Source organism: Stenotrophomonas maltophilia group sp. Smal32 (assembly GCF_030237085.1).
In the GTDB taxonomy this organism is placed as follows: domain Bacteria; phylum Pseudomonadota; class Gammaproteobacteria; order Xanthomonadales; family Xanthomonadaceae; genus Stenotrophomonas; species Stenotrophomonas maltophilia_Q.
The window spans coordinates 1-17,690 of the sequence record NZ_JASJSI010000046.1; the positions used below are offsets into that span (position 1 = coordinate 1).

At 67.0% G+C, this 17,690-nt stretch carries 14 protein-coding genes; 5 read left to right on the forward strand and 9 right to left on the reverse strand.

All coding sequences use genetic code 11. The features are described from left to right. Positions 1–235: 235 nt before the first annotated feature. Both QRO91_RS12545 and QRO91_RS12550 read right to left on the reverse strand, forming a co-directional pair. Entirely contained in the window at positions 236–1,114 is an 879-nt protein-coding gene (locus QRO91_RS12545; protein ID WP_197633511.1) for a plasmid replication/partition related protein, read from the reverse strand. Positions 1,115–1,177: 63 nt separating this feature from the next. After that, positions 1,178–2,530, reverse strand: a complete 1,353-nt coding sequence (locus tag QRO91_RS12550; RefSeq protein WP_197650654.1) for an aspartate aminotransferase family protein — start codon at positions 2,528–2,530, stop codon at positions 1,178–1,180. Positions 2,531–2,633: 103 nt separating this feature from the next. On the opposite strand from QRO91_RS12550, the gene QRO91_RS12555 reads away from it, so the two are divergent. Further along, positions 2,634–4,130, forward strand: a complete 1,497-nt coding sequence (locus tag QRO91_RS12555) for an aldehyde dehydrogenase (protein ID WP_049431269.1) — start codon at positions 2,634–2,636, stop codon at positions 4,128–4,130. Here QRO91_RS12555 and QRO91_RS12560 read toward each other — a convergent pair. Beyond that, entirely contained in the window at positions 4,105–4,644 is a 540-nt protein-coding gene (locus QRO91_RS12560) for a hypothetical protein (RefSeq protein ID WP_238378632.1), read from the reverse strand. The genes QRO91_RS12555 and QRO91_RS12560 overlap by 26 nt on opposite strands. A gap of 132 nt (positions 4,645–4,776) precedes the next feature. Between QRO91_RS12560 and QRO91_RS12565 the strand changes: the two genes are divergently transcribed. Beyond that, positions 4,777–6,078, forward strand: a complete 1,302-nt coding sequence (locus QRO91_RS12565; RefSeq protein WP_049431326.1) for an MFS transporter — start codon at positions 4,777–4,779, stop codon at positions 6,076–6,078. Here the strand turns inward: QRO91_RS12565 and QRO91_RS12570 are convergent. The 5 genes from QRO91_RS12570 to QRO91_RS12590 all read right to left on the reverse strand — a co-directional run bounded on the left by QRO91_RS12570 (position 6,059) and on the right by QRO91_RS12590 (position 12,730). Further along, positions 6,059–6,520, reverse strand: coding sequence for a bacteriohemerythrin (locus QRO91_RS12570; RefSeq protein WP_004151683.1), 462 nt, complete (start codon positions 6,518–6,520; stop codon positions 6,059–6,061). The two genes, QRO91_RS12565 and QRO91_RS12570, sit on opposite strands and share 20 nt — an antisense overlap. A gap of 85 nt (positions 6,521–6,605) precedes the next feature. Beyond that, positions 6,606–7,949: a diguanylate cyclase gene (locus tag QRO91_RS12575; protein ID WP_049431271.1), complete on the reverse strand. Its 1,344-nt coding sequence runs from the start codon at positions 7,947–7,949 to the stop codon at positions 6,606–6,608. Between the two features lie 96 nt (positions 7,950–8,045). Then, positions 8,046–9,599: an MASE1 domain-containing protein gene (locus QRO91_RS12580; protein WP_049431275.1), complete on the reverse strand. Its 1,554-nt coding sequence runs from the start codon at positions 9,597–9,599 to the stop codon at positions 8,046–8,048. 198 nt (positions 9,600–9,797) lie between these two features. Continuing rightward, on the reverse strand, positions 9,798–11,402 hold the full coding sequence (locus QRO91_RS12585; RefSeq protein WP_049431278.1) for an MASE1 domain-containing protein: 1,605 nt from the start codon (positions 11,400–11,402) through the stop codon (positions 9,798–9,800). 50 nt (positions 11,403–11,452) lie between these two features. After that, positions 11,453–12,730 (reverse strand): FAD-binding oxidoreductase, encoded by a 1,278-nt coding sequence (locus tag QRO91_RS12590; protein ID WP_336621518.1) that lies wholly within the window; start codon positions 12,728–12,730, stop codon positions 11,453–11,455. A 160-nt stretch (positions 12,731–12,890) separates the two neighbouring features. Here QRO91_RS12590 and QRO91_RS12595 point away from each other — a divergent pair, with 160 nt between their 5' ends. The 3 genes from QRO91_RS12595 (at position 12,891) to QRO91_RS12605 (ending at position 16,248) form a co-directional block, all read left to right on the forward strand. Further along, positions 12,891–13,652 (forward strand): gamma-glutamyl-gamma-aminobutyrate hydrolase family protein, encoded by a 762-nt coding sequence (locus QRO91_RS12595; RefSeq protein ID WP_049431284.1) that lies wholly within the window; start codon positions 12,891–12,893, stop codon positions 13,650–13,652. Then, the gene (locus QRO91_RS12600) at positions 13,649–15,046 is read left to right on the forward strand and encodes a glutamine synthetase family protein (protein ID WP_005408818.1); all 1,398 of its coding nucleotides are present in this window, start codon (positions 13,649–13,651) and stop codon (positions 15,044–15,046) included. Before QRO91_RS12595 ends, QRO91_RS12600 begins: the two co-directional genes overlap by 4 nt. Positions 15,047–15,138: 92 nt before the next feature. Next, positions 15,139–16,248 (forward strand): polyamine ABC transporter substrate-binding protein, encoded by a 1,110-nt coding sequence (locus QRO91_RS12605; RefSeq protein WP_106550350.1) that lies wholly within the window; start codon positions 15,139–15,141, stop codon positions 16,246–16,248. A gap of 38 nt (positions 16,249–16,286) precedes the next feature. Here the strand turns inward: QRO91_RS12605 and QRO91_RS12610 are convergent, their stop codons facing one another. Further along, on the reverse strand, positions 16,287–17,687 hold the full coding sequence (locus tag QRO91_RS12610) for an NAD(P)/FAD-dependent oxidoreductase (RefSeq protein ID WP_197620288.1): 1,401 nt from the start codon (positions 17,685–17,687) through the stop codon (positions 16,287–16,289). Positions 17,688–17,690 lie beyond the last annotated feature (3 nt).

Genomic DNA, 17,690 nt, shown 5'->3' on the forward strand with positions numbered 1-17,690 from the left:
GTGCGGATGTTTATTTTTTTATTAAGACAAAGCAATAACACCCGGCGGCCGGAGGGCGGGGGTTTTGGGGGGGGGGTTTGGGGCGGGGGGGTTTTGGGGGGAGGGAATATTGCGGTTATAAAACCCCCGCCCGGTTGACGCGTTTATTTAGCCCCGAGCGCTGGGGGCGGTGAAAATGCCCCCGCCAAAAGCAGCCGAGCGTGGGCTCGGCTCTACAGAAGCGCGTCGAGAGCGCCTACAGCGCTTCCAGCTGCTTGCGCAGCGCGGCCAGCTGCGCGCGCAGGGTGTCGTTCTCGCGGGTCAGCGCGACCACGCGTCGACGCAATGCCGGTGCGTCCTCGCCCAGCTGTTCCAGTGCGGACAGCACTTCGGCATCGCGGCTGGCGATCTCGTCCTCATCCGCCTCCTCGAAATCCATCTCGGCCGGTTCAGGCTTCGGCGCGCGCGGCTTGCGCTTGGACTCGCGCACGCGCTTGGCGGCCTGCTTCAGCTCGTCCTTGCCACCGGCGGCGGCGGCGCGCTGTTCTTCTTCGGGCAGGTCGGCCACGGCCGCGGCGGCGCTGATCGAGATCACGCCAGCCTTCACCGCCTCCACCACCTCGGCCGCGGCCTGGGCGTGGATGCGTTCGATCATGCCGACCTGGCTGGTGCTCAGCTTGGCTTCGCGGGCCAGCTCGGCGCGGCTGATCTTCGGTGCCGGTTCCCACGGCGGGTTGTCTTCGCCGCCCCCGTCGGTGACGTCGGCGGTGCCATCGCTTTCGCGCTGCAGCTGGGCCTGCTCGACCTGCTTGCGGGCAGCCAGGATGTCGCGCTTGCGCAGCGCCAGCACGCCGCGCTGGAAATCGGACACGCTGCGCCGGCCCAGGTGCTGCTCGATCATCCACAGGTGCACGTCTTCCATGCTCTGGAAGCGGGTGTTCTGCACCGTGTTGAACGGCAGGCCGTGCTTCTGGCAGATGCCGAAACGGTTATGGCCATCGACCAGCACGTCACCCCACAGTACCAGTGCGTCGCGGCAGCCTTCGGCCAGGATGCTGCGCTCCAGCGCGTCATGTTCGTCCGCGGTCAGCGGGTCGATATAGGCCTTGAGTTCTTCTTTGACGACGATATCCATGGGCACGGCAACGAGCAGGAGCGGAACCGCCCATTGTACCCGCTCGCCGCCGCGGGCCCGGGCTCAGGCCGTGGCCCGGATCATCTCGCCCAGCGTGCCGGTGATCTGGTCGATCTGCGCCTTGTCCACGATCAGCGGCGGTGACAGCGCGATGATGTCACCGGTGCAGCGCACCAGCAGCCGGCCGTCGTGGAAGCAGCGCCGGAACACCTCGTAGCCGCGGCTGCCGGGCATGTCCCGGCGTGGCGCCAACTCGACCGCCCCGACCAACCCGAAGTTGCGGATGTCGATCACGTTGGGCAGGCCCTGCAGCGCGTGCAGCCGTTCCTGCCAGTATTCGCCCAGTTCGATGGCGCGCTCGAACAGGCGTTCCTCGGCGTACACCTCCAGCGTAGCCAGTGCGGCCGCACAGGCCAGCGGGTGACCAGAATAGGTATAGCCGTGGAACAGCTCGATGGCCTGCGGTGGTGCCTGCATCAGCGTGGCATGCACGGCGTCGCTGGCCAGGACGCCGCCCAGCGGCACCGCGCCGTTGCTGACGGCCTTGGCAAAGGTCAGCAGGTCCGGGGTGACCCCGAAGCGCTGTGCGGCGAAGGGCATGCCGACCCTGCCGAAGCCGGTGATGACCTCATCTAACACCAGCAGGATGCCGTGGTGATCGCACAGCTCGCGCAGGCGCTGCAGGTAGCCCGGCGCCGGCAGGATCACCCCGGCGGACCCAGCGATGGGCTCGACGAAGACCGCCGCGATGGTCGAGGCGTCATGCAGCGCGATCAGCCGCTCCAGGTCGTCGGCCAGTTCAGCGCCCTGGCGCGGCAGGCCTTTGCTGAACGCATTGCGCTGCAGGTCCAGGGTATGGCGCAGGTAGTCCACGCCGCCCAGCTGCAGGCCGAACGCCCTGCGATTGTTGGGCAGGCCGCCCAGTGCCATGCCACCGAAGCCGACGCCGTGGTAGGCCTTCTCGCGGCTGATGAAGCGCGTGCGCTGGCCCTCGCCGCGCTGGCGGTGGTAGGCCAGCACGATCTTCATCGCGGTATCCACCGCCTCCGAGCCGGAGCTGGTGAAGAACACATGGTTCAGGGGCGTTGGTGCCAATGCGGCCAGCCGCTGCGCCAGCGCGAATGCCGGCGGCGAGCCCATCTGGAAGGCGGGCGAGTAGTCGAGTGTGCGCGCCTGCTCGACGATGGCCTCGACGATGCGCGGCCGTGCATGGCCCGCGTTGCAGCACCAGAGGCCGGCCGTGCCATCGAGGATCTGGCGGCCGTCGACATCCTCGTAGTGCATGCCCTCGGCACGCACCAGCACACGTGGCGCTGCCTTGTACTGGCGGTTGGCGGTGAACGGCATCCAGTACGCCTCCAATGACTCCGGGCGTTGGGTCGCCAGATCGTGCAGGTCGCTCGCGGAACGCTTCATGCCAGCTCCATCGGGTCCGATGGGGAGAATGTAGCGCAGCCACGTCACGGCGGAGTCGCGGCCACGCCGGTATAACCGGGGAAACTGTTCCGAGGAGCCCGGCATGGCCGACTTTCCCGACCGCAGCCACTGGCAGGCACTGGCCCAGCAGCTTTCGATGCCGACCCAGGCATTCATCGATGGCCGCTACGTCGATGCTGCCCACGGTGCGCGCTTCGACTGCATCAGCCCGATTGATGGCCGCGTGCTGGCGGCGGTTGCCGACTGCGACGCAGAGGACGTGGAGCGCGCAGTGCGGGCGGCGCGGCGTGTCTTCGATGCGGGCCACTGGTCGCAGGCCAGCCCGGTCCATCGCAAGCGCGTGCTGTTGGCCCTGGCGGAGCTGGTGGAAAAACACGCCGACGAGCTTGCCTTGCTGGAAACCCTGGACATGGGCAAGCCGGTGCGTGATGCACGCCGTATCGACCTGCCCGGCGTGGTGCGCTGCCTGACCTGGACCGCCGAGGCGGTGGACAAGCTGTATGGCGAAATCGCACCCACCGGACCGCATGAACTGGGCCTGGTCACGCGCGAGCCTGCCGGCGTGGCGGCGGCGGTCGTGCCATGGAATTTCCCGTTGCTGATGGCCTGCTGGAAGATCGCGCCGGCACTGGCGATGGGCAATTCGGTGGTGCTCAAGCCGTCCGAGCGTTCGCCACTATCGGCGTTGCGGCTGGCGGCGCTGGCGGCCGAGGCGGGCCTGCCGGAGGGGGTGCTGAACGTGCTGCCCGGCCATGGTGCGCGCGTGGGCGAGCCCTTGGCACTGCATATGGACGTGGACGTGCTGGCCTTCACCGGTTCCACCGCCACCGGCGCGAAGCTGCTGGAGTATGCGGGACGGTCCAACCTCAAGCGGGTCTGGCTGGAATGCGGTGGCAAGAGCCCACACCTGGTGTTCGCCGACGCCCCGGACCTGGACGCAGCGGCCAAGGCCGTGGCGCAGGCCATCTTCTTCAACCAGGGCGAAGTCTGCACCGCCGGCTCGCGCCTGCTGGTGCAGCGCTCGATCCGTGAGGACTTCGTGCACCAGGTGATTGCCTATGGCCAGCACATGCAGCCCCGCCATCCACTGGAGGCTGATGCACCGATGGGCGCGCTGGTCGACGCCGCGCACGTGGAGAAGGTGCTGGCCGATATCGCCCGTGCCGAAGGCGAGGGCGCTCGTCTGCTGCTGGGCGGCCATCGGGCCGAGGTGGAAGCCGGCGGCTGCTATGTGCAGCCCACAGTATTCGACCAGGTGCGTCCGGACCACGCGTTGGCACGCGAGGAAGTGTTCGGGCCAGTGCTGGCCGTGCTTGGTTTCGACGACGAGGCCGAAGCGGTGCGCGTGGCCAATGACAGCCGCTATGGATTGGCGGCGGGCCTGTGGACGCGTGACCTGGGCCGCGCCCATCGTGTCGCACGCCAGCTGCGCGCCGGCAGCGTCTGGGTGAACGGCTGGGATGGTGGTGACATGACCGCCCCGTTTGGTGGCTACAAGCAGTCCGGCAATGGCCGTGACAAATCGCTGCACGCGTTCGACAAGTACAGCGAGATCAAGGCCACCTGGATCCAGTTGTAACGACGCGCCCGCCGAGCGCTTTTCGTCGAGCCGAGCCCACGCTCGGCTGCTGTTTGCTCTTTGTAGAGTCGAGCCATGCTCGACTGCTCTTCGCGAGATGCAGCCGAGCACGGCTCGGCTCCACTGCGGCGCTGATGCCGTCACCACCGTCGATGCTGCCCGTAGGAAGACTCAGGATCAGTGGTGCTACCGCAGCCGCGTCCTCCGCGGCAGGCTGGGCGCTGTCTGCCTGCGCAACCTGGGCAGGGCGGGGCATCACCGATGCGGCCGGACGCGTCATCTGTGCGGAGGGCAAGGTGGGCTGCTTGGCTACCGGCGTCGGCAGTTCCGGTGGCAGCCAACGCAGCAAGATCCGTGGGCCGTCGTCGCTGCGCAGTTCGATCCGGCCGCTGTCCAGCAGCCACAGAGAGAGCCCGCCATGCACCAGCAGTACCACCAGCCACGCCGCCATCCGCGGCAGCTTCGGCGAACCGGACCACGACAACGCAACTGCAGCCATCGGCAAGGCATCCATGCAGGGACCGGTGGTGCAGCCTAGCGGGTGGCAGGAAAAAATTCGTTGGCATCGGTGTCGGCTGAAACCATCGCCCCGTGCGACCACCGCCCCGTGGCAGAATCGGCCGATCTACCGTTATCCGTACTGCCGATGTCGACGATCGCTGCTGCCGCGCCGCCCGTGAATTCCCCCCGTCGTGTCCTGCTGGCCAGCCTGATCGGCACCACCATCGAATTCTTCGATTTCTACATCTACGCCACGGCCGCCGTGCTGGTGTTCCCGCACCTGTTCTTCCCGGACAGCAGCGAGCAGGCGGCCCTGCTGCAGTCACTGGCGACCTTCGCGGTGGCGTTCATCGCCCGGCCGGTCGGCTCGGCGGTGTTTGGTCATTTCGGCGACCGCATCGGCCGCAAGGCCACCCTGGTCGCCGCGTTGCTGACCATGGGCCTGTCCACGGTGCTGATCGGCCTGCTGCCGACCCATGCGCAGATCGGGCTGTTGGCACCGGCGCTGCTGGCGCTGTGCCGCTTCGGCCAAGGGCTGGGGCTGGGCGGCGAATGGGGTGGGGCGGTGCTGCTGGCCACCGAGAATGCGCCACCGGGCAAGCGCGCCTGGTACGGCATGTTCCCGCAGCTGGGCGCGCCCATCGGTTTCCTGCTGTCGGCCGGCATCTTCCTGGTGCTGGGCCGCTGCCTGAGCCAGGACGACTTCCTGCAGTGGGGCTGGCGTATCCCGTTCGTGGCCAGCGCGTTTCTGGTCGGCCTCGGCCTGTGGGTGCGCCTGAACATCCACGAGACGCCCGATTTCAAGAAGGCGCTGGAGCGCAAGGCGCCGGTGCGGCTGCCGATGTGGACGGTGCTGCGTGACCACCCGGTGCCGATGCTGCTGGGCACCCTGGGCGCCTTCGCCACCTTCGTGCTGTTCTACCTGATGACCGTGTTCAGCCTGGGCCACGGCACTGCGGTGCTGGGCTATAGCCGCGAGCAGTTCCTGCTGATGCAGATGGTCGGCATGCTGTTCTTCGCACTGGGCATCCCGCTGTCGGCGCGCTATGGCGACCGCTGGGGCACGCGTCGCACCATGATCGTCGCCAGCGTGCTGATCATCGGCTTCGGCGTACTGTTCGCGCCGTTGTTCCAGCCGCACAGCCCATGGCTGGTCACCGCCTTCCTGTGCCTGGGCCTGTTCCTGATGGGCCTGACCTATGGCCCCTGCGGCACCTTCCTGGCCGAGATCTACCCGGTGGAGGTCCGCTACACCGGCGCTTCGCTGTCATTCAACCTGGCCGGCATCCTCGGTGCGGCACCGGCCCCGTATCTGGCGACCTGGCTGGCCGAGCGCTTCGGCCTGGTCGCGGTGGGTTACTACCTGTGCCTGACCGCGGTTGCCACCCTGTGCGCGCTCGTGGCACTGCACCGGCGCGCGCTGCGGCTCAACCAAAGAAGCGCTTGAGCGTGCGACCCAGCCAGCCACCGCCCTGGTGTTCGCGGGCGAACTGGTTCAGGTGCGCCTTGACCTGTTCGGCATAGGCCTGGTCATCACCACGGATGTGGTTGAACAGCCAGCGCGAGAGCATGGTGCGCAGTTCGTCGCTGATGTCCTCGCCGGCCTGGAAGCGCATGCGGTACTCCGATACCCGCTTGATGAAGACCTCATGCACGCGCTTGTGCGCGGCACAGAACGGGTAGCCCGCTTCTTCCATCAGCTCTTCCTCGAACGCGAAGTGCGACATGGTGTAGTCCACCACTTCGTCGATCACTTCACCCACCGCGGCACGCTGCATGCTGGCCTGGGCCACGTGCAGGTGGTTGAGCATTTCGATGATGCGGCGGTGTTGTTGGTCGATCACATCGATGCCGATGTTCAGATCGTCCTGCCAGACCAGTAGTGCCATCCCCGGCTCCCCTTCATGCGTATGTCGGGGCCGACTGTAGAGCCGCCCTGCGCGGGCGGCGTTGATCTGGATCAAAGCGTGCCGGTCAGGGCAGCGCCGGCTCGCGTGGGCGCAGCGGGCTGGCCACCGTGGTGCAGCTGACCCGGTTGCGGCCACCGGCCTTGGCCAGGTACAGCTGGCGGTCGGCTTCGGATATCAGCCGGTGCAGTGCATCGCGCTGCGGGCGCAGGCAGCACAGGCCGATGCTGACGGTCATGCGCAGGGTGGCAGTGCCGATGTCGACCTCCAGCGCGGCGATGCGCTGGCGCAGTTCCTCGAAGTACAGCAGTGCCTCGTCCTGCTCCATGTCAGGTACCAGAAGGCAGAACTCCTCGCCACCGAAGCGTGCGATCAGGTCATGGCTGCGCGCGTGCGCGGCCACCGCGCTGGCCACAGCGCGCAACGCATCGTCGCCGGCTTCGTGGCCATGGGTGTCGTTGATGTGCTTGAAGTGGTCGATGTCGATCATCGCCACCGCCACGCACTGCCCGTGCAGCTGCAGTTGCGGCAGCTGGCGTTGGCTCTGCTCGAGGAAGCAGCGCCGGTTGGGCAGCCCGGTGAGGAAGTCGCGGGTGGCCAGGTCCTGCAGGGTGCCGATCAGCTCCAGTTGGTCCACATTCTGCGAGACCCGGCAGAAGAATTCCTCGCGCGAGAACGGCTTGCGCAGGAAATCGTTGGCGCCGTTCTTCAGGAAGCGCGGGATCAACGACGCATCGGTATTGCCGGAGATGCCGATCACCGCCACCTTGTCGCGGGAGCGCAGGGTGCGCAGGCGGCGGGTGAACTCCACGCCCTGCATGCCCGGCATTTCCTGGTCGACCACGGCGAGGCGGATCGCCGGATGCGCCTCGATTGCAGCCAGGCCCTCATTGCCATCGGCCGCCTCATGCACCTCATGCCCATACATGCGCAGCAAGGCTGCGGCATAACCGCGCGCGGACGGTGAGTCGTCCACCACCAGCGCGGCGATGCGGCGGTTGCGTTCCAGCCGCTGTACCAGCCACACCAGGTAATCGATGCTGCCGGGCGTGTTCTTCAGCACATAGTCGATGATCTGCTGCTGCAGCACGCGCTTGCGCAGGTCCTCGTCGTAGACGCCGCTGACCACCACGGTGGGCAGGTTGCGCTTGAGGAAGAACTCGACCACCGCGTCGCGGTCGCCATCGGCCAGCACCAGCCCGGTCAGTACCAGGAACCAGCCGCCACCTTCGTTCAGCAGGCGGTCGGCCTCGGCCAGGGTGGAGGCGATCACCACCGGCAGCTCCAGGCGCTGCTCGATGGCCTCGCGCAGCATGCCGGTGAAAGCACGGGAGTTTTCGACCAGCAGGATCCGCTGCGGCAGCGGATCGGCCAGGTCGCCATCGACGGCGGCCTGCGGCAGGACGGGCATGATGCGGTGGCTCACGAGGGAGGGGCTCGGCACGGATAACGGCGGTTTCGGCTGCAACTTTAGCTGCGAACGCTGCGCGCCGGGCGGGATTGCGTGTCAGGCCGCCGCGGGCGACGCGTGGGTGATTGGTTCATGCAGGACCAGTCGCAGCCGATTGCCCCGACAGTGGACTGCTCCGCCGTAGGCAAGCATCCGCCCGGCCAGGCGCTCGATGGCCTGGTGGGTGGTTCGCGTGGACAGCGTGCAGCCACGGTCGAGCAGGCTCACCACAGCAACAATGCCGCGACGTTTGCCTGCCCGACCACTTCGGGCACGCACGCATACCTGGCCGGTCTCCAGCTCCAGCAGAAGTGAAACCGCCTCGATCAGCGAGCGATAGATGGCCAGTTGCAGATCCACGGTCAGCAGGCAGGGATTGCCCGCCAGCCTGGGCGGAATGACGCGATGCGTGTTGTTCCAGATTTCGCATGCACCGCCGGCTTGCAGCGCGATGTAGAGCCCGACCTGTTCCAGTCCAGTGGGATAGACCAGGCTGGCCTGTTCACGGAACAGGCGTGAATGCACCGACGACGCGTGCTGCAGGCTGTTTGCGACCGCATGGTGGCCTTGGGACTTCAGCCAGCTGACCATCTCGCTGAGCGAACTGTCCATGCCCTCGCCCAGGTGTTTCAGGTGGACGGCCCGTTCACGCAGCTCACGCTCGCTGGTCTGATGCGAGCCGCGTGCCAGGCGCAGTGTGGTTGCCTCGGCCAGGCCGCGGGACCGGGCGCGCTGATGGTGGTAGCTGATGCTGGAACCCAGTGCCAGCAGTGCGACACTCATCACCGCCATGTTCTGTTGGGTGGCGAACGTGCCCAGGTCGAATGAGGAGGGCAGGCCGGTGCTGGGCGTTGCACCGTGCAGGGGGAGGTTCAACAACGGAATCGCGATGGCCGCGCCGCGCCACCCATGCATGAAGGTCAGGGCGATGGCGGGCAGGGCGGCCAGCAGCACCATGTGTGTCCGCGTCGTGTGGGCGCCGGCGCTTGTCAATTGCATGCTCAGGCCCAACACCAGCATCACCAGGATCGCCGAGGCGGTAGGGGCGACGAAACGGTCGCTCCAACCGGGGTCGGCCTGCCGTCGCGACCAGAGGAATGCCAACGGCACCAGGGTGATGATGGCGGCGAAGTGGCCAAAGATCGTCCGGTCGACCGCGTCCAGCAGATTGCTGGGTGGTGGGTTCGACCATAGGACATATGAAATGCCCAGGTTGAGACCCGGAACGAACAGTGCCGTGCAGAAGGACAGTGACAGCAGCCAGAGACCGGTAGCTGCTTCGGACGGCATTCTCATCCGATGCAGGTAGACCACCAGCATCGCCATCGGCATCAGCAGTGTCGAAGCCAGGATGACCCAGTCCAGGCCATAGGTGTCGATCATGGGGATGCGCAGCGTTGCGAAGTACGCGTACTCGCCCAGCAGCAGGTAGGGCCACAGGCGGGTCGGTACGATCAGCAGTGCCGCTGCACGGATGCCCGCCGGCAGGAAGAACTGATCCAGCGAGAACTGACGCGAACCGAGGCAGCTCAGCGCATAGACGGCCGCGAGGGCGATCCCGGCTGGCCGGATACGGAAGCTCAGTTCAACGGCCTTTTTGAATCGGTCCAAACCCGAGCCTCCCTTGCTCGTGACATGGCAGCGGCGGTGCGGGTTGCTTGAACGCCTCAGGACGCGCCATTGGATGACAGTATCGACAGGAGCATGGGCGCGCAATTGCACGCCGGCGCCAGGTCCTGACGGGGTAGGTTCGGCGCCGACCAACGATCACTTTCGAGTAATGATCTGCATCTCCTTTCATTGGGAAAGTCAGATCGCGGTCCGGGGGGGGCCACGGTCGATGGAGCGTGTGCTTTCCCACACGGCTTCAGCAGCGCCTGCCTGGCGGGGAGCTTCCCGTGCTTCGGTCAATACCATCCTGAGCCTGTTGCCACTCAAGTCCATGTGGCCCGCATGTGCTAGGACCCGGCCCAGCAGCTGCTCGTTTGCCAGTTCCTTTGCACGGCTTCCCAGTGATTCGCGGCGGTCCAGAAGAGCCACGCAGATGAAGGCACCACGCTTCCGGATGGAACGTCCGCAGCGGATACTGACCGAGATCTGCCCAGGCTCGCATTTCAATAGAAGCGATACCGCGTCAACCACGAGCCGGTAGGCAGCAAGCTGCAGGCCGACCCCGAGCGCGCAGGGGTCCCCCGTCAACCTGGGTTGTCCGATTCGATGCGTGGCATTCCAAGCCTCACGCACCCCACCGGCTTGCAACGCCACATACAAGCCCAGTCGCTCCAGAGCGGCGGGATAGATCATGCTGGCCTGGGCCCGGAACAGGCGTGAATGCACCTCCGAGGTATGCCGCAGGCTGTCAGCCACCGCGTGATGACCCTGAGCATGGAGCCAGTTCACCATCTCGTTCAGAGACAGGTCCATGCCATCGCCCAGCTGGCGCAGGTGCGCCGCCCGTTCGCGCAGGTCCATCTCGCTGGCCAGATGTGAATTCCGCGCAAGCTGCAGGGCCGCTCTGCCATCTTCCTCGCGCAACCGGTGCTGGTTCTGGAAGTGGGTGATGCGAGCGCCCAGCAGGAGCAGGGCGATGCTGGCGATGGCCATGGCCTGCTGGGTCGCGAAGGTCGCCTGATCGAATGCCGTCGGATGGTCGGAGGGAGTGCTCAGGCCAAGGATCATGTTCACGGCGGCGACACCGATGGCCGCACCGCGCCATCCCAGCAGGCAGGTCAGGGCGATTGCGGGAATAGGCAGGATCAACAACAACTGCAGCGAACCGGGGGCCGTGATCGAGGCAGGTACCGGCGTCGCCTGCAGGCCGATGACCAGCATGGCGGCGAGTGCTGCGACCGTGGCCGCAACAGACCGGGTTGTCCATTTTTCCTCGGCGCGGCGTATCCACAGCAATGCCAGAGGCGCGAGGATCAGGATGCCGGTGAAGTCGCCCAGCGCATAGCGCAACACATTGGTGAGAAATGTCTCTTCATGCAACGGGGCCCAGAGCAGGTACGAGATTCCCAGGTTGAGCAGGCTGATGACCGTCGCGGCGCATGCCGCGATGGAGATCACGCCGACGATCGTGGTACGTGCCAGCAGTCTCCGGTGCAGGCGCACGATCAGCATCACGGCAGGCATCAGGAATACCGAGGCCAGGATCACCCAGGTCAGGTTGTATTTGCTGATCAGCGGGATGCGCAGATGCGCGAAGTAGGCGTATTCACCCATCAGCAGGTAGGGCCAAAGACGGGGTGGGCACAGCAACAGCGCGGCCACCCGCACGCCGGCAGGCAGGAAGAACTGGTCCAAAGACAGCTTGCGCGCGCCCCAGCAGGCCAAGGCATAGAGCAGCGCCAGCACCAGCCCCTCGGGGCTGACGCGTATCTTCACCTGCAGGCCGTCCTTCCACCACTGCATCCACGTGCTCCCCAGCGCCTGCGCCGATTATGTGGCTGGGAAGGGTCCCGCTACCACAACGCATCCCGCAGCTTGTACCACGACATCGCCGCCACCAGCAGCGGCGTGCGCAGCAGCCGGCCGCCGGGGAAGGGCGCATGGCGCAGGCGCTGGAATACGTCCAGGCGCTCGCTCTGGCCGGCGATGGCGGCGGCGATCACCTCGCCGGCCAACCCGGCGGCGGCGACGCCATGCCCCGAAAACCCCTGCGCGAAATACAGATTGCCGTCCAGCCGGCCCCAGTGGGGTGCGCGGTTGCGGGTGATGTCCACGTAGCCACCCCAGACCTGGTCCAGTACCACGTCGGCCAGCTGCGGGAAGACATCGTGCATGCGTCGCTGCATCACCCCGCGCAGGCCGGGCGGGGGCAGTGCCGAGTAGCTGGCGCGGCCGCCGAAGAGCAGGCGGTGGTCGTGGCTGAGGCGGAAGTAATCCAGTGCCCAGGCGGTGTCGGCCACGGCCATGTTGTTGCCGATCAGGGCGCGTGCACGTTCGGCACCCAGTGGCTCACTGGCACCGATGTAGGTGCCCACCGGCATGATCCGCCGCTCCAGCTCGGGCAGCAGGCCCTGCAGCCAGGCGTTGCCGGCCACCACCAGGTGTGCGGCGCGCACGCGGCCCTGTGCAGTGTGCAGGGTCGGCTGCGCTCCGCGCTGGATGCGCACCACGGGCGAATCCTCGTGGATGACCACCCCCGCCGCACGCGCTGCAGCGGCCAGGCCGCGCGCGTACGCCAGCGGGTGCAGGTGCGCGCTGAGCGGGTCGAACATCGCGGCTCGATAGCGCGGGCTGTCCAGCTGCGCGCGCAGGGCGTCACGGCTCCACCACTGCATGGGGTAGTCGTAATGCCGTTGCAGGTGCTCGCAGTTGGCCTGCAGGTCGCGCTCGTGGCGTTCACGGATGGCGACGCTGGCGTGGCCTTCAACCCAATGGCAGTCGATGCGGTGGCGATCGATGCGGGTGCGCATCGCCTGCACCGCGTCGCGCGACCAGTCGAACAGGTGGCGTGCATCGTCGCGACCCAGCTGCCGCTCCAGCTCGTCCACCTCGCAGCCGTAGCCGACCAGTGCCTGGCCGCCATTGCGGCCGGAGGCGCCCCAGCCGATCCGCTGCGCCTCCAGCAGCACCACGCGCTGGCCGCGCGCGGCCAGTTCCAGCGCAGCAGTGAGGCCGGTATAGCCGGCGCCTAGCACCGCGACATCGGCATTTACGTCACCCTGCAACGGAGGCAGTGCGGGCGGCTCGGGCAGGCTGGCTGCGTACCAGCTGGGCGGGAAGGCGGCGCTCACTGCTGGCCTCGCGGGCGCAGGGCGGCAGGACGGAGCGGGGCAGGTCGATCAGCGTTCACCCGCGTAGTTTCACCGATGCGCGACGGCCGTGGCGTGACGGCGATGACTTGCCGCCATTGCGGACAGGCGGGTAACGTGTCGGCACGCCAAGGAGTTTTCCATGCGTCGCCTGCCCTGGGTGGGGCTGCCCACCGACAGCACCGTGCTCGGCCATCATCGTTTCGCGGTGGCCGGCGAGAAGTACGTGCGTGCGTTGGTTGAGGCGGCCGACGTTACCCCGGTGATACTGCCCAGCCTGCAGCCACCGCTGCCGCCCGCCGACTGGCTGCACGGCCTCGATGGCCTGCTGCTGACCGGTGCGGTCAGCAACATCGAACCACAACACTACGAAGGCGGCCGCAGTTGGCCGGGGAACCCGCATGATCCGGCCCGCGATGCCAGCGCCTTCGCACTGCTGCACGAGGCGCTGGCGTTGGACCTGCCGGTGCTGGCGATCTGCCGCGGCTTCCAGGAGTTGAACGTTGCGCTGGGTGGCACGCTGCATCCGCAGGTGCACGCGGTACCGGGTCTGTCGGATCATCGTGAAGACCCGCAGGCGCCGGTTGAGGTGCAGTATGGGCCGGTCCATGCGGTCGCCCTGGCGGTTGATGGTTGGCTGGCGCAGTGGCAGGGTGGCGACCGCGCACAGGTCAATTCCGTTCACGGGCAGGGTATCGATCGACTGGCGCACGGGCTGCAGGTCGAGGCCGTGGCCGATGATGGACTGGTCGAGGCGGCGCGCAGCACACGCCATCGTTTCGTGCTCGGCGTACAGTGGCACCCGGAGTGGCGTGTCATGGATTCGCCGTTCTATCACGTTATTTTCCGTGCGTTCGGCCAAGCTTGCCGGCAGCACCAACAGAACCGACTGGATTCCCGATGAGTTCCCGAACGCGCCCGCGCAAGACGGCTACGCCCCCCGCACCGCAGGAAAGCAGCCTGCTGCGCTGGTTGAAGGAGCGGCGCATCACCGAGGTCGAATGCCTGGTGCCGGACATCACCGGCAACGCGCGCGGCAAGATCATTCCCGCCGACAAGTTCTCGCACGACTACGGTACGCGGCTGCCCGAAGGCATCTTCGCAACCACCGTCACCGGCGAGTTCCCTGATGACTACTACGAGCTGACCTCGCCGTCGGACTCGGACATGATGCTGCGCCCCGATCCTGACACGGTGCGCATGGTGCCGTGGGCGGCCGATGCCACCGCGCAGGTCATCCACGATTGCTACACCAAGAACGGTGAGCCGCACGAACTGGCACCGCGCAATGTGCTGCGCCGCGTGCTGGCAGCCTACGCCGAGCTGGGCCTACGCCCGGTGGTGGCGCCGGAGCTGGAGTTCTTCCTGGTGCAGAAGAACACCGACCCGGACTTCCCGCTGCTGCCACCGGCCGGCCGCTCCGGGCGCCCGGAGACGGCGCGGCAGTCGTACTCGATTGACGCGGTCAACGAATTCGACCCGATCCTCGACCTGATGTACGACTACGCCGATGCGATGAAGCTGGACGTGGACACGTTGATCCATGAGTCCGGCGCGGCGCAGCTGGAGGTCAATTTCACCCACGCCGATGCGATGGACCTGGCCGACCAGGTGTTCCTGTTCAAGCGCACCATGCGCGAGGCGGCGATGCGCCACGGCGTGTATGCCACGTTCCTGGCCAAGCCGATGGAGAACGAGCCGGGCAGTGCCATGCACATCCACCAGAGCCTGGTGCGGGTGAGCGACGGCAGCAATGTGTTCGCCGGTGATACCGATGCTGAAGGCGAGTTCAGCCCGGTGTTCGGCCACTATCTGGGCGGCCTGCAGAAGTACGCGCCGCAGGCGATGGCGTTCTTCGCGCCGAACGTCAATTCCTACCGCCGGCTGGTGTTCGGCGAAGTCTCGCCGAGCAACGTGCACTGGGGCTTCGACAACCGCACCTGCGGCCTGCGCGTGCCGCTGGACACGCCGGAAAACATGCGCGTGGAGAGCCGTTTCGCCGGCTCCGACGCCAACCCCTACCTGGCGATGGCCGCGACCCTGGCCTGCGGCCTGCTTGGCATCCGCGAGCGGCTGGCACCGGACGCGCCGGTGACCGGCAGTGCCAAGGAACTGGGCTACAACCTGCCGCGCTCGCTGGGCGAAGCGCTGGATGGGCTGGAGCAGTGCAGCGAGCTGCAGGCCCTGCTGGGCGAGCGCTTCTGCCGGGCCTACATCTCGGTGAAGCGCAAGGAATACGAGACCTTTTTCCGTGTCATCAGCTCGTGGGAGCGCGAGTTCCTGCTGCTGAACGTCTGAGCATCTGGAATAGAAAAATCCGCCGCCGGGGGGTAGGCTGGCACCCGTCGCCGGCCCCGCCGGCCCCCCCTTCCCGCATTCTGGAGCACCCGATGAAGCTGCGTATCCTCACGCTCGGCCTGGCCTCCGCCATGCTTGCCGCCTGTGGCGGTGGCAACGGCGGCGCGCAGGACAGCCAGGTCCTGAACGTCTACAACTACAGCGATTACATCGCCGAGGACACCATCCCGACCTTCGAGAAGGAGAGCGGCATCAAGGTGACCTACGATGTGTTCGACAGCGACGAGATGGTCGAGACCAAGCTGCTGGCCGGCAACAGCGGCTACGACGTGGTGGTGCCGACCCTGAACTTCTTCGGGCGCCAGATCCAGGCCGGCGTGTTCCTGCCGCTGGACAAGAGCAGGATCCCGAACCTGGCCAACCTCGATCCGGCGGTGATGAAGCGCATCGCCACCCAGGACCCGGGCAACCAGTACGGCGTGCCGTACATGATCGGTACCACCGGCATCGGCTACAACGTGGAGATGCTGAAGCAGCGTTTCGGTGGCAGTACCGACATCGCCAACAGCTGGGACCTGGTGTTCAAGCCGGAGAACATCAGCAAGATGAAGGACTGCGGCGTGACCATCCTGGACACGCCGGCGGACATGATCCCGATCGCGCTGCACTACCTGGGCCTGGACCCGCACAGCGGCGACCCGGCCGAGCTGCAGAAGGCGGCCGACCTGCTGAAGTCGATCCGCCCGTACGTGCAGAACTTCCACTCCTCGCAGTACGTGGGTTCGCTGGCCAACGGTGGCACCTGTCTGGTGGTCGGCTGGTCGGGTGACATCATCCAGGCCCGCGACCGCGCCGAGGAAGCCAGCAATGGCGTGCATGTGGCCTATTCGATCCCGAAGGAAGGCGCCCCGCAGTGGTTCGACATGCTGGCGATCCCGAAGGACGCCAAGCATCCGGAAGCCGCGTACGCGTTCATCAACTACCTGCTGCAGCCGAAGGTTGCCGCGGCCAACACCAACTTCATCCATTACGCCAACCCGGTGCCGACCGCGACCCCGCTGGTGGACGAGGCGATCCGTACCGACCCGACCATCTACCCGCCGGCCGATGTGGCCGAGAAGATGTTCACGTACTCGATCAACACGCCGGAGACCGACAAGCTCTATACCCGGCTGTGGACCGAGGTGAAGACCGGCCGGTAAGCGGCGCGGGTAGCGCCGGGCCATGCCCGGCGGCTGCCTTACCCTGCGTCGGAGTCGACCCTGTCGCTCCGGCCAAGGTGCTGCAGGATGGCAGGCAGCAGGTCGCGTGCATCGCGACCGCCGTTGCACAGGAACGACGAACTCATCCGCTGCAGGTTGTGCATGCCGATGAAGAACAGCCCCGGTTGCGGTGAAACACCGAACTCGCCGAGGGGGTAGCCATGTGCATCCAGCGCGCCCGGCACGTCGAGCCAGGGCCATTCGGCGACGAAGCCGGTGGCCAGCACCACCGAGCGGATACCCGCGGCCTGCAGGTCCAGTTCGCGCGGGGATGTGTCCGGTTCCCAGTGCAGATAGACCTCCTCCGGAATGTAGCGGGCATCGTCGGTGCGTGGCTCGGGATGCGTGGCGTAGTACGCGCTGGCCAGCGAATCGAGATAGGCGTATTCGGCCCGCGTCGCCTCGATCGCGGTACGCAGCTGCGGGCGGACATCGGCGAAGCGGGCGATGCTTCCATCGAAGCCCTGCAACCGGCCCAGCAGCCTGATGCCCGCGCGGTGCATCGCCAGCAGGCTGATCGAGCTGCCCAGGCCGCCGCTTCCCTTGCCGGAAATGAGCGGGAACTCCGCGGTACGCGCCTTGCGCAGCGCATCCGGTTCCCCGGCCAGCACGCCCGCCGCTTCACTCACATGCTGGTGGATGCGCCCGGCCATGTCCCACCAGGTCATCGAGTCCTTGCCGCGCAGCCGGCGGGTATGCGAATGACGCTGGGCCAGTGACCAGTACACGCTGCGACCGCTGTCGTGCAGGTCCTGGGCGATCTGCGCGCCGGACTGCCCACCTCCGATGACCAGCACGGTGCCATCGGGCAGCTGGCGGGCACCACGGTAGTCGCCCGAGTGCAGCACGGCAAGGCCGGGCGCGGGCGCGAAGGGGACCCGGGGCATCCGCGCACGGCGGTACTCACCGGTCGCGACCACCACCGCGCGGGCATGGATCAGCCCCTGGCTGCTGTCGATGGCATAGCCGCCGCACTCGGGCGCGACCCGATGTACCGCGCACCCTTCGCTGATCGGCAACACGCGCTCGTCGGCATAGTCGCGGAGCCGGCGGATCACCTCCGGGGCGCCCATGAAGCCTTCCGGGTCATCGCCCGCATAGGCATGACCGTGCAGGGCCATGGTCGCGTTGGCGGTGTTGGTCTGGAACGAATCCCAGCGCCGCTGCCAGCTGGCGCCCACGGTTTCGGCCTCCAGCACGCGATGCTCGACGCCGGCCTCCTGCAGGAGTGCGCTGAGGGACAACCCGGCCTGGCCGGCGCCGATGATGGCCAGCGGCAGCCCTGCGGGCACGGATGACGACGGACGGGAAGGGAGAGCGGAGGGGCTGACGGGGGGAATCAACGGGATGGGTCCATGCAAGGCCTTGATCCGGGCCATTGC